At 71.7% G+C, this 11,721-nt stretch carries 10 protein-coding genes; 3 read left to right on the top strand and 7 right to left on the bottom strand.

Going from position 1 to position 11,721, the window contains the following annotated elements; translation table 11 throughout:
- Positions 1 to 111 precede the first annotated feature (111 nt).
- A complete protein-coding gene (locus ACWCQS_RS28780) occupies positions 112 to 2,658 on the bottom strand; it encodes a polynucleotide kinase-phosphatase (RefSeq protein WP_451007146.1) in 2,547 nt (848 codons plus the stop codon).
- Complete coding sequence (locus ACWCQS_RS28775; RefSeq protein WP_451007145.1) at positions 2,655 to 4,118, bottom strand: 3' terminal RNA ribose 2'-O-methyltransferase Hen1; 1,464 nt, start codon at positions 4,116 to 4,118, stop codon at positions 2,655 to 2,657. The genes ACWCQS_RS28780 and ACWCQS_RS28775 overlap by 4 nt, the downstream gene beginning before the upstream one ends.
- Positions 4,119 to 4,295: 177 nt before the next feature.
- Between ACWCQS_RS28775 and ACWCQS_RS28770 the strand changes: the two genes are divergently transcribed.
- The gene (locus tag ACWCQS_RS28770) at positions 4,296 to 5,213 is read left to right on the top strand and encodes a D-alanyl-D-alanine carboxypeptidase family protein (protein WP_451007144.1); all 918 of its coding nucleotides are present in this window, start codon (positions 4,296 to 4,298) and stop codon (positions 5,211 to 5,213) included.
- Between the two features lie 50 nt (positions 5,214 to 5,263).
- On the opposite strand, the gene ACWCQS_RS28765 is transcribed toward ACWCQS_RS28770, so the two are convergent.
- The 4 genes from ACWCQS_RS28765 to ACWCQS_RS28750 all read right to left on the bottom strand — a co-directional run bounded on the left by ACWCQS_RS28765 (position 5,264) and on the right by ACWCQS_RS28750 (position 8,552).
- Positions 5,264 to 5,752 carry a DUF6099 family protein gene (locus ACWCQS_RS28765; protein ID WP_451007143.1) on the bottom strand — a complete coding sequence of 163 codons (489 nt, stop codon included), beginning with the start codon at positions 5,750 to 5,752 and terminating at the stop codon, positions 5,264 to 5,266.
- 166 nt (positions 5,753 to 5,918) lie between these two features.
- Complete coding sequence (locus ACWCQS_RS28760; RefSeq protein WP_451007142.1) at positions 5,919 to 6,287, bottom strand: nucleotide pyrophosphohydrolase; 369 nt, start codon at positions 6,285 to 6,287, stop codon at positions 5,919 to 5,921.
- Positions 6,284 to 7,480, bottom strand: coding sequence for an ATP-binding protein (locus ACWCQS_RS28755; RefSeq protein ID WP_451007141.1), 1,197 nt, complete (start codon positions 7,478 to 7,480; stop codon positions 6,284 to 6,286). The genes ACWCQS_RS28760 and ACWCQS_RS28755 overlap by 4 nt, the downstream gene beginning before the upstream one ends.
- Positions 7,481 to 8,162: 682 nt before the next feature.
- Positions 8,163 to 8,552 carry a cell division protein SepF gene (locus tag ACWCQS_RS28750; protein ID WP_388624753.1) on the bottom strand — a complete coding sequence of 130 codons (390 nt, stop codon included), beginning with the start codon at positions 8,550 to 8,552 and terminating at the stop codon, positions 8,163 to 8,165.
- A gap of 224 nt (positions 8,553 to 8,776) precedes the next feature.
- Between ACWCQS_RS28750 and ACWCQS_RS28745 the strand changes: the two genes are divergently transcribed.
- A complete protein-coding gene (locus ACWCQS_RS28745) occupies positions 8,777 to 10,540 on the top strand; it encodes a hypothetical protein (protein WP_451007140.1) in 1,764 nt (587 codons plus the stop codon).
- Positions 10,541 to 10,549: 9 nt separating this feature from the next.
- Here ACWCQS_RS28745 and ACWCQS_RS28740 read toward each other — a convergent pair whose 3' ends face one another.
- Positions 10,550 to 11,065, bottom strand: a complete 516-nt coding sequence (locus ACWCQS_RS28740) for a YceI family protein (protein ID WP_451007139.1) — start codon at positions 11,063 to 11,065, stop codon at positions 10,550 to 10,552.
- A 138-nt stretch (positions 11,066 to 11,203) separates the two neighbouring features.
- Between ACWCQS_RS28740 and ACWCQS_RS28735 the strand changes: the two genes are divergently transcribed.
- On the top strand, positions 11,204 to 11,704 hold the full coding sequence (locus ACWCQS_RS28735) for a MarR family winged helix-turn-helix transcriptional regulator (RefSeq protein ID WP_451007138.1): 501 nt from the start codon (positions 11,204 to 11,206) through the stop codon (positions 11,702 to 11,704).
- Positions 11,705 to 11,721: the final 17 nt, after the last annotated feature.

The following is an 11,721-nucleotide window of genomic DNA, read 5'->3' as shown; positions in this document are numbered from 1 at the left end:
TCCACCCCTCCCCGCACGCGAACACTCTTGCGCCGCACGGCTGTCCACCATATGGACAGAGTGTGTGCGACACAAGGGCGTTCCGTGACGGACAGGATGTGACGTGGCGGACTACAGGCGCGGATCCACCGGCTCCGACTCCAGGGCCAGCACCCCGAACACCGCCTCGTGCACTCGCCACAGCGGCTCCCCGTCCGCGAGCCGGTCCAGGGCCTCCAGGCCGAGGGCGTACTCGCGCAGGGCGAGGGACCGCTTGTGGTTCAGGAACCGCTGCCGCAGCTTGGCGAGGTTGTCCGGGCGGGTGTACTCGGGGCCGTAGATGATCCGCAGGTACTCCCGGCCCCGGCACTTGATGCCGGGCTGCACCAACCGGCCGTCGCTGTTCCGGACCAGCGCGCCGAACGGCTTGACGACCATGCCCTCGCCGCCGCGACCGGTCATCTCCAGCCACCAGTCGACACCCGCGCGCACCGACTCCGGCTCGCCGGTGTCGACGTACAGCCGCCGGGTGGTCTGCAGCAGTCCGGTGCCGTCGTGCTCCACCAGCCGGTCGATCAGGACCAGTTGCTCGTCGTGCGGCAGCGCGGCGAGGCTGCGGCCCTGGACGGCCAGCAGCTGGAAGGGTGCCAGGCGTACGCCGTCCAGGCCGTCGGTGGTCCAGCAGTAGCGGCGGTAGGCGGCGGTGAACGCGGCCGCGTCGGCGGCCCGGTCCCGCTGCCGGTCCAGCAGGCCGGTGAGGTCGACGCCCCGGGCCGAGGCCGCTTCCAGCGCGGCCAGCGCACCCGGGAAGACCGCGCCGGACGCGGCGCCGACCGCCGCGTACTGACTGCGCAGCAGCCCCGAGGCCTTCAGCGACCACGGCATCAGCTCGGCGTCCAACAGCAGCCAGTCGGTGGCCAGTTCGTCCCAGAGTCCCGCCCCCGTGATCGCCGAGCGCAGCCGGCCGAGGATCTCCTCGGTCACCTGCTCGTCGTCGAGGAACGGCCGCCCGGTACGGGTGTAGAGCGACCCGGTCGGACCATCCACTCCGAAGCGCTTCCGTGCCGCCTCCGCGTCCCGGCACACCAGGGCCACGGCCCGCGAGCCCATGTGCTTCTCCTCGCACACGACCCGCTCGACGCCGTCCGCCGCGTACTGCGCGAAGGCCTCGACCGGGTGCTCCAGGTAGCCGTCCACCCGGGACGTCGGCGTCGGTGCCATGGTCGGTGGCAGGTACGGCAGCAGGCGCGGGTCGGTCGCGAAGCGGCTCATGACCTCCAGGGCCGCCGCCGCGTTCTCCTCGCGGACCGCCACCATGCCGGCGTGCCGGGTCTCCACGGCCCGGCGGCCGTGGACGTCCGCCAGGTCCACCGGCCGGCCGTCCCGGCCGCCGGGCGCCTCCGCGCGCAGCGGGCGGGCCGGCTCGTACCAGACGCGCTCGGCGGGTACGTCGACCAGCTCGCGCTCCGGCCAGCGCAGCGCGGTCAGCTTGCCGCCGAAGACCGCGCCGGTGTCCAGGCAGATGGTGTTGTTGAGCCAGGTCGCCTCGGGAACCGGGGTGTGGCCGTAGACCACCGCCGCGCGACCCCGGTAGTCCTCGGCCCACGGGTAGCGCACCGGAAGACCGAACTCGTCGGTCTCGCCCGTGGTGTCGCCGTACAGGGCGTGCGAGCGGACCCGGCCGGAGGTGCGGCCGTGGTACTTCTCCGGCAGGCCGGCGTGGCAGACGACCAGCTTGCCGCCGTCGAGGACGTAGTGACTGACCAGGCCCGCCAGGAACCTGCGTACCCGCCCCTTGAACTCCTCGCTCTCGCCCTCCATCTGCTCGATGGTCTCGGCGAGGCCGTGGGTGTGCTGGACATTGCGGCCCGCCAGGTGGCGGCCGTACTTGTTCTCGTGGTTGCCGGGCACGCACAGCGCGTTGCCCGTCTCGACCATCGACATCACCCGGCGCAGCACGCCCGGGGTGTCCGGGCCGCGGTCGACCAGGTCGCCGACGAAGACGGCGGTACGGCCGTCCGGGTGGACGCCGTCCGAGTAGCCCAGCTTGGCGAGCAGCGCCTCCAGTTCGGCGGAGCAGCCGTGGATGTCGCCGATGATGTCGAAGGGGCCGGTGAGGTGGGTGAGGTCGTTGAAGCGCTTCTCGGTGACGACGGTGGCGTTCTCGGCCTCCTCGACGCCGCGCAGGACATGCACCTTGCGGAAGCCCTCGCGCTCCAGGTGCCTCAGCGAGCGGCGCAGTTCGCGGATGTGCCGCTGGATGACCCGGCGGGGCATGTCGGCGCGGTCGGTGCGGGCCGCGTTGCGCTCGGCGCACACCTCCTCCGGCATGTCCAGCACGATGGCGATGGGCAGCACGTCGTACGTCCTGGCCAGCTCGATCAGCTGACGCCGGGCGTCCTGCTGCACGCTGGTGGCGTCCACGACGGTGCGCCGGCCGGCCGCCAGCCGCTTGCCGGCGATGTAGTGCAGGACGTCGAAGGCGTCCCGGGTCGCGCTCTGGTCGTTCTCGTCGTCGGAGACGAGACCGCGGCAGAAGTCCGAGGAGATCACCTCGGTGGGCTTGAAGTGCCGTCGTGCGAAGGTGGACTTGCCGGAGCCGGAGGCGCCGACGAGGACGACGAGGGAGAGGTCGGTGACGGGGAGGATCCGCCCCTTGTTCTCTGTTGTCTCGGTCATGCCGCCTTCGCCTCCCTCTCGGTCTTGATCGTGAACAGTGCCATCTGGGTGGGCGGGCCGACCTCGGGGTCGTCCGGGCCGACTGGGGCGAACTCCAGGTCGTAGCCGTGCCGTTCCGCCACCTTCGCCGCCCAGGTGCGGAACTCCTCGCGCGTCCACTCGAAGCGGTGGTCGCCGTGCCGGGCGTGTCCGGCGGGCAGGGTCTCCCAGCGGACGTTGTACTCGACGTTCGGGGTGGTCACGAGGACCGTACGGGGACGGGCGTGCCCGAACACGGCGTACTCCAGGGCGGGCAGCCGGGGCAGGTCGAGGTGCTCGATCACCTCGCTGAGCACGGCGGCGTCGTAGCCCCTCAGCCGTTTGTCGGTGTAGGCGAGCGAGCCCTGCACCAGCTTGACCCGGGACGCCTGCCGCTCCCCCATGCGGTCCAGCTTCAGCCGGCGGGCGGCGATGGTGAGCGCCCGCACCGACACGTCGAGGCCGACGATCTCGGTGAACCGCACGTCCTTCAGCAGCTCCCGCACCAGCTCACCCTGTCCGCAGCCGAGATCCAGGACGCGCGCGGCACCCCGGTCCCGCAGGACGGCGAGGATCGCCTCCCGGCGCTGGACGGCGAGCGGGGTGGGCCGCTCCTCCTCCTCGGTCTCGGCCTCGACGGCGTTGTCGATCTCCTCGACCTCGCTGTCGTCGGCCTCGGCGAGCCGCACCAGCTCCAGCCGCTCCATCGCCTGCCGGGTCAGCGACCAGCGGCGGGAGAGGTAGCGGCTGGTGATCAGCTTCTGCTCCGGGTGGGCGGGCAGCCAGCCCTCGCCGGCCCGCAGCAGCTTGTCGACCTCGTCGGAGGAGACCCAGTAGTGCTTGGCGTCGTCGAGGACCGGCAGCAGGACATAGAGGTGGCGCAGGGCCTCGGCGAGGGTCAGCTCCTCGGCCGCCAGGACGAGACGCACATAGCGCGAGTCGCCCCACTCGGGGAACTCGGCGTCCAGGGGGACCGGTTCGACGGTGACCGTCCAGCCCAGCGGCTCGAAGAGACGCCGTACGAGCTCCGGTCCGCCGCGGGCGGGCAGCGCGGGCACCTCGATGTGCAACGGCCTTGTCTGTGCCGGGAGTTCGGGCCTGGCGTGGCAGGTGCCCTTCATCGCGCTGGAGAACACGCCGCTCAGCGCGACCGCGAGCAGCGAGGAGGCCGCGTAGGGGCGGTCGTTGACGTACTGCGCGAGCGCCGCGTCGGGGGCGCCGCCGCGGCCCTTGCCCTTGCCCCGCCGGACCAGCGCGAGCGTGTCGATCTCCAGCAGCAGCGCGGCCGTGCAGCGCAGGTCGTCCGCCTGGGGGTAGAAGACGTGCGCCGTGCCGTACGACGTGGAGAACTTCTGCGCCTTGTCGGGGTGCTTGTGCAGCAGGTACCCGAGGTCGGTGGCCGGGTGGGCGGCGTCGCCGCGCGTGGAGATCGTCAGGAACACATGACCGAGTCTCCCGGGACCAAGGCCCGCTGACCACCGGTTTTCTCATCGCGGCCATGCCATCCCCTGGGGCCTTGATCAGTTGCGCTGTGGCCAAGCCCACAGTCCACACACAAGTCGTCCACGCCTACGGCATAGTGATCGACCGTCAACTGACCACTGACTGAAGGGGGAACCATGTCCCACGGCCACAAGGTCCGCGCCGGCAGAAGAGCAGTCGTAGCGGCACTGGCGGGTGCGGTTCTCGGTACGGGGGTCCTCGCGGCCGCTCCCGCCCAGGCGGCCACGGCACCGCAGGTGTCGGCCCAGGGAGCGTTCGCGCTGAACCCCGCCACCGGCAAGGCGCTGTTCGGCAAGGCGCCGGACGGACGGCTGCGGACCGGGTCCACGACGAAGATCATGACCGCGCTGGTGGTGCTGTCCCAGCCCCATCTGAACCTCGACCGCAAGGTGGAGATCAAGAAGGAGTACACGGACTACGTCATCGACCCCACCACGCACACCCAGCGCTACTCCAGCGCCCACCTGATCCTCGGCGACTCGATGAAGGTGCGCGACCTGCTGTACGGGCTGCTGCTGCCCTCGGGCTGCGACGCGGCCTACGCGCTCGCGGACACCTACGGCACGGGGTCGACGACGGCCCAGCGGACCAAGTCGTTCATCGCCGGGATGAACGCCAAGGCACGTGAACTGGGCCTGGCCAACACGCACTTCGACTCCTTCGACGGGGTGTCCAACGGCGACAACTTCGCCTCGCCGCGCGACCTGGCGAAGCTGGCCGGGGTCGCGCTGAAGAACGCGACCTTCAAGAAGGTCGTCGGCACCAAGGAGTACAAGGACATGCAGTCCTACCGGCCGGGCGGCGGAACGCACGCGATGCAGCCGTGGGACAACACCAACAAGCTGCTCGGCTCCTACCGGGGCGCGATCGGCGTGAAGACCGGCTCCGGACCGGAGGCACAGTTCTGCCTGGTGTTCGCGGCGACCCGGGGCGGCCGGACGGTCGTGGGCACGGTGCTCGCCGACACCTCGGCGGACCAGCGCTTCCAGGACGCGGCGAAGATCCTCGACTACGGCTTCGCGCAGAGCGGCTGAGGCAGACGGGGGGCTGCCGCCGTGGTGCACGGCGGCGGCCCCTCGGCGGGTCACACGCCCGACGGGCTGTTCTGGTTGCCGTTCTCCTGTAATGCCTCCTCCCGCGCCGCCAGCTTGCGGAGCATCTCCAGGACGCGGTCGCGGGACTCGTCGGCCGCGTCGATGGCCTCCATGCACTGCCAGTACGTCGTCTCGTCGTCGGCCGCGCTCGCCATGCCGACCAGGGCCATGCCGACCTCGCCGAGCAGACCCCCGAGGCAGAGCAGGGTCTCGCGGGCGTCGGCCAGCTCGGTGAGCTGGGCGGCGCGCAGGTCGCCCAGGTCGAGTTCGGGCGGGTCCAGGACTCCGCAGCCCCGGCCCGCCAGTTCGGTCAGGCCGAGCGCCTCGCCGCGCAGCTCGGGCGGGCCGGAGACCGCGAGCCGGCTCCCGATCGCCTGGGCCAGGGCCTGCGCCTGCCACACCTCCGCCATGATCTCGGCCGCGTCGGCACCGCACGCCAGCGCACGCCTGCTCGTCAGGATGAGCCGTATCGCATCCATGCGTCGCCCCCGTCCTTCCGCGTGCTTCCTCGCACGCCCGCTTGAACACTCCTGGTCACTACCCAGAGTGAAACCGCTCGGGGCGAAAAGCCAGAGGTAGACGGAAATCTGTGGACAACAATTCGGATTCGACAGGCGCTTCAACTCCGGAGCGTAATACCGGAGTTCAGCCCTCCGGCCGTGGGGGGCGCTCGGACGCGCCGTGCGCCCCCGGCACCGGGAAGCGCCGTTCGTTGCGGTCGATCTTGGCGTCCAGGGCGGCCAGCGCGTCGATGCCGAGGACATCGCAGAACTGCAGCAGATAGGCGAGGACGTCGGCGACCTCGTCGGTGACCCGGTGCGCGGTGTCCGGGTCGTCCATCACGCGTGCGGACTCCTCGGGTGTCAACCACTGGAAGATCTCGACCAGTTCGGAGGCCTCCACGCTGAGCGCGGCGACGAGGTTCTTGGGAGTGTGGTAGGGCTGCCAGTTCCGCGCGGCCGCGAACTCGGCGAGCCTGCGCTGGAGTCGGGCCAGGTCGAGAGGTTCCGTCACGCGTCCAGGTGTACCACTGTGACGCCCTCGGTCCCGGTTGCCCACGAGGCGTCGCTCACCGCGCCCACCCACCGGATGTGGCCACGCTCGCCCATCCGGACGGCCGTCCGCAGCAACTCCCGGCGCTGGGCGGGGTCGAGGCCGCGGTCGAAGCCGTCGGCGAGGACGGTGAGGGTGCGCAGGGCGTCGGGCACCTCGCCCGGGGTGTCCACGTCCAGGACGCCGGGCCCGGTCAGCAGCACCAGCGCCAGCGCGAGATAGCGCAGTTCGCCATCGCCGAGCCGGGCGAGTTCGGTGCGCAGTCCGTCGCCGCGGTCGAGCAGGGCCCGTACCGTGCCGTCCGGCAGCGGCTCCGTGACGAGATCGGTCACCGGCCCCGCACAGCCCGCGCGCAGGACATCGACCAGCAGGCCGTGCCGGCGGGCGCATTCCGCGCGGGTGCGCCACAGCACGTCGGCGAGGTTGTCGCAGCCGGACAGCAGCCGGCCGGAGCCGGTGGGTACGGGGGTGCGCATGCACTCGGGGCGGGGGTCGCAGGGGAAGACGGAGCGCAGGGCGACCACCATCTGCTCGGCGGCGGCGAGCACTTGGCGCTGCCCGTCGGTCTTGCCGGCCACGCGCAACGGCAGCAGGGCGGTGCCGAGGCGGTCGTCGGGGAGCGGGGCGCGGGTCACCGGGGCGGAGCCGGCGGTGTACCAGGCCGCCTGGACGGTACCGCGCCCGGGATCGCGCAGGGCGGTCTCCAGCAGGACGACCCCGCCCGCGGTCAGCCGCTCCCCCACGATCCTGAGGTCCGGTTCGGCCTGTACGGCGACGTCGAGCCGGACCGGCCCCTCGGCGCCGTCGGCCGTGCAGCCGATCCGGAAGCCGCGCCGCCCTCCGGCATCGGGGCGCGCCCGCTGCGGCACACAGGCCACCGGATCCGGGAACACCTCGAAGAGCGAGGCTCCGCCACCGAGCCGGGCCAGCGCCTCGTACGCCGTGAGCGCGGTCGTCTTCCCCGCTCCACTGGGCCCGGCGAAAAGGGTGACGGACCCCAGCGGAAACCCGGCCCGCCGATGCCTGGCGAAGGCCGACAGCCGCAGCTCGGTGATCCGGGCACGTACATCGGGGGACCGCCGGGACCGCGCGGGGACGGTCCCGGCGGGCGCGCCGACGGCGGGGGACTCAGCGGACACGGAAGGCACGGCCATGCCGGGACCGTAGAACCCGCCCCACCTGCCGAACCGTTTCCTGCCGAGACCTTCCTACGAACGGGCGGCCGGGCCGGCCCAAACGGGACCAGGAGACACTCGGTCGAGTGACACCGGACGGACCGACACCCGCGCCCCCCGGACACGCACCCACCACACGCCCACCGAGAACTCAGCCGCCCCGAGCACCCCGCTCAACCGCCAGGTCCAATCCCCTCAGCCTCCGGGCCAGAACGCCGGCGTCCCCGCGCTCCCCTCCGAGACCCACGACTCATCCGCCCGAACACCTAGCTCGACCGCCAGACGCACCCCCGCAACCGCCAGGCCAGGAACACCCGCGCCCCACACCCACCCCAGAGACCCACGACTCATCCGCCCCAGCACCCCGCCCAGCCACCAGACGCACCCCCGCAACCGTCAAGCCAGGAACACCCGCGCCCCACACCCACCCCAGAGACCCACGACTCATCCGCCCCAGCACCCCGCCCAGCCACCAGGCCATCCCCCAGCCACCCGGCCAGGAACACCCGCGCCCCACACCCACCCCAGAGACCCCGGGCCCAGCCACCCCAAGCGCCCCGTCCGACCACCAGACGCATCCACCAGCGACGCCCGCCCCCGCTCACCCCGGAGGCCCCGCGTCCAGCCACCCCAAGCACCGCCTCGGCAGCCGGGCCAGGGGTCAGCCGCCCGACACCCCCGCGCCCTCCATCAGCCCGCTGACCTCGGTGCCGGGTGGGGTGAGGAGGAACACATTGCGGTCGACGCGGTGCATTCCGCTGCCCAGGCCGAAGACCACGCCCGTGCTGAAGTCGAGGACGCGCTTGGCGACCTCGGTCTCCGCGCCGGTCAGGTCGAGCAGGACCGGCGCGCCGGCCATCAGGGTCTCGGCGACTTCCCGGGCGTCAGCGAAGACGTTGACGCGCAGCACGACGAACCGGCGCCGAGTCTCGGTCTCGGCGTCCGGCAGTGAGCGGTGGTTCACCGCGGACGGCCAGGCGTCCCGGCCCCGCAGCGGCACGACCTGGGCGAGCCCTTCCCACTGTTCATCGGTGACGTCGTAGCGGCTCACCGGCTCCCCCCGACCTGACTCGCACTCGATGCCTGCACCAGCCAATTCTTACGCCAAGTCACCCGTTCGGCCCAACAACGACACACTGCGCGACCGATCCGGCGGCGCATCTCCCGGAGCGACCTGAGGCACATGTACGAATACGCCCGCTTCTTACCTCCCTCATACCGTTCTCTTCACCCCCGGCCACATGTCGCTCATTCGCCCCCGATAGCGTCCGGCCCGTGCACTTGGCAGAAACACAGCAGGTGACAGCCGGCCGGCGGACGCGGTCGGCGGTGTCCGCCGTACCGGTCGCCCGCGCTGAGCTCCATGAGCCACCCGCGCAGTGGCACCGCGTGCTGACGCTGCTCGCCGACGTCAGCCTGTTCATCGGTACGCGCTCGGTGTGGACGCAGGCGGCCACCCACAGGCTGGCCCTCGCGGGGGTCATCTCCGTGTGCTACGCCTCGATCCTGGTGACCGGCGTGCTCACGCTGACGGTCCGCCGGGCGCGTTCGCTGGCCCGTCTCGACGCCGTGGTGCTGGTGACCGCGATCGCGCTCACCCTGTGCGCCTGGGCGCTGAACCACGCGGGCGGCGACGAGGCGGTCCTGACCACGCAGGCCGCGAAACAGATCGTCGGCGGACACCTGGTGTACGACCAGCCGTGGCCGTGGCTCTTCCACATCAAGGGCGTCGCCCTGACCGCGACGACGACCGGCGGTTACGACTACACATACGGCTATCCCCCGCTGACCCCGCTGCTCACCGTGCCCTTCCTGTGGCTCGGTCACACCGGGGCGCCGGCGACGCTGGCGGTGACGGTCGTACTGATCGTGGGCGCGGTGATGCTGTGGCGGCTGCTGCCGATGCCGTGGCGGTCGGCGGCCACGATGGTCTGTCTGGGCTTCAGTTTCCTGCCGATGTACGCCCGTCAGGGCTACCCGGCGATCGTCGGCCTGGTCCTGCTGATCCCGGTGGTGGTGCGCTGGCCGCGGTTCGGCGCCGGCGGCCGGCTGGGTCCCGCCGGGATCGCACGCGCCGCGTGCATCGGAGCCGCGTGCGCGGCGCAGCAACTCCCCTGGTTCGTCACGCCGTTCCTGCTGGCCGGGATCTACGCCGTGCGCCGCGGTGAGCTCGACGGCCGGGCGGCCACGCGGGTGGTGCTGCGGATCGCCGGGATCGCGGTCCTCACCTGGCTGCTGATCAACACGTACTTCATCGTGACCGAGCCGGGTCCATGGTTCCGGGGCATCGCGCTGCCGCTGACCCAGGGCGCGGTGCTGCACGGCCAGGGTCTGGTCGACATCTCCCTGTACTTCACCCACGGCAGCGACCGGCTCGACTGGTACGGCCACGCGAGCATGCTGCTCGCCGCGGCCCTGCTGGCGCTGTTCGTGCTGTTCGTGCGGCGGCTCGGCCCGGCCGCGACCGTGCTGCCCTGGTGCGCCTTCTACCTGGCGACCCGGTCCCAGGACGGCTACTACCTGATGTACACACCGCTGTGGCTGGCGGCGGCGATCACCGTGCCTCTGTCGGAGTTCAGGAACGCGTGGCAGCCGCGCCCCCGGTGGCTGACGGGCCCGCGCCGCCGGCCCGCGCTGACCGCCGCCGTGGCGCTGCTGGTGCTGCCCGCGCTGGTGAGCGCGACCCTCGCGGTGACGGGGAAGCCGCCCCTGCGGATGCACATCACGGCGGCCCGGCACTCCTCGGCGCACACTCTGTCGGCGCTGACGGTGGAGGTCACCAACACCGGGAGCAGCGCGCTTACCCCGCACTACATGCTGACGACCGGCCAGGGCATGAACCGGTACTGGACGCTCGCGCACGGTCCGGCCACGATCCCCGCGCACACCACGGCGACCATCCTGCTGCGGGCGCCCAAGGGTGGCGTCCCCCTGCCCGGGAAGAAGGCCTCGCACATCCGGCTGCGCGCCTTCACGGCGACCCCGCAGACGCTCTCCACCGAGGACGTGAGCCGGGCCGAGCTGGGCATGAAGGGCTGAGCGGCCGGCTCAGGCCCGCGCCCGCGTGAAGCGCAGCTTCGCCGTCACCGTGGTCAGGCCGCGCATCATGCCCAGCTGGTTCCAGCCCATGCCGAACTGGTCGCGGTCGACGCTGAACTCGGCGTCCAGGGTGAGCGCGTCGGCTCCCGCGTCGGTCAGGTGCGCGGTGAAGGTCACGGGCCTGCTGACGCCCCGTACGGTCAGCTGACCGGTGACCCGTACGCCGTCGCCGTCGAGGCGGTCGGCGCCGCGGACGGCGAAGGTGATCTCGGGGTGGTTGTCGGCGTCGAAGAAGTCGGCCGAGCGCAGGTGGGTGTCCCGCTTGGCGTGCTTGGTGTCCAGGGAGGCAGCCTCCAGGGTCACGGCGCCGGTGGCCGAGCCGTCGGCGTGCACCTCACCTCCGCCGGAGGCAGCGGTGAAGGTGCCCTTCACGGTGACGAGTCCCCACATGGTCTTGTGCCGCAGTCCCACGGTGGAAGCGGCCGGGTCGAGCTGCCAGGTGCCTGTCTGCACGGCGACGGTCATGGTCGTACTCCGGATTCAGGTGATTCAAATTTGGATGACTGACGGTCACGCTAGCGCCTCATCCAAATTTGAACAACCCACTCATCCAAAACTGAACAAGCTTCTGGTCCAAAATTGGACAACAGGTAGACTCGACCCATGTCCGCATCCGACGCGCACCCCGCCGACCGGCTCGAATGCCCCGCCTCCGGGGGCGGCCTGCTGCCCCCGGAACTGCGCGCCTGGATGATCCTGCTGGCCGCCACGGGCGCCGTGGAGCAGCGGCTGCGGTCGGTCGTGAAGGAGACCCTCGACGTCTCGCACGACGAGTTCCTGATCCTGTGCCTGCTGGCGGAGCAGCCCCGCACCGGACTGCGCATGACCCAGGTCGCCGACCTCCTGGGCCGCCCCAAGACCCGGCTCACCTACCAGATCGCCTGCCTCCAGCGGGCCGGCCTGGTCGTCCGCACCTCGGTGTGCGGCGACAAGCGCGGCGTGCAGGTCGCCCTCACCGACAAGGCGCGCGACCTCCTGAACGAGACGTCCGCCCTGCTCGCCGGAACCGTCCGCCAGGCCCTCGCCGACTCGATGGGCCCCGACCAGCGCGCGGCCATGTGCGCGCTGGTCCCGGACCTCGACGAGGAGCCCTCCGGCGGCTGAGCGGCACAGGTCACAAG

This window comes from Streptomyces sp. NPDC002076 (genome assembly GCF_053593835.1).
This window is presented reverse-complemented; position numbering and strand designations above follow the sequence as displayed.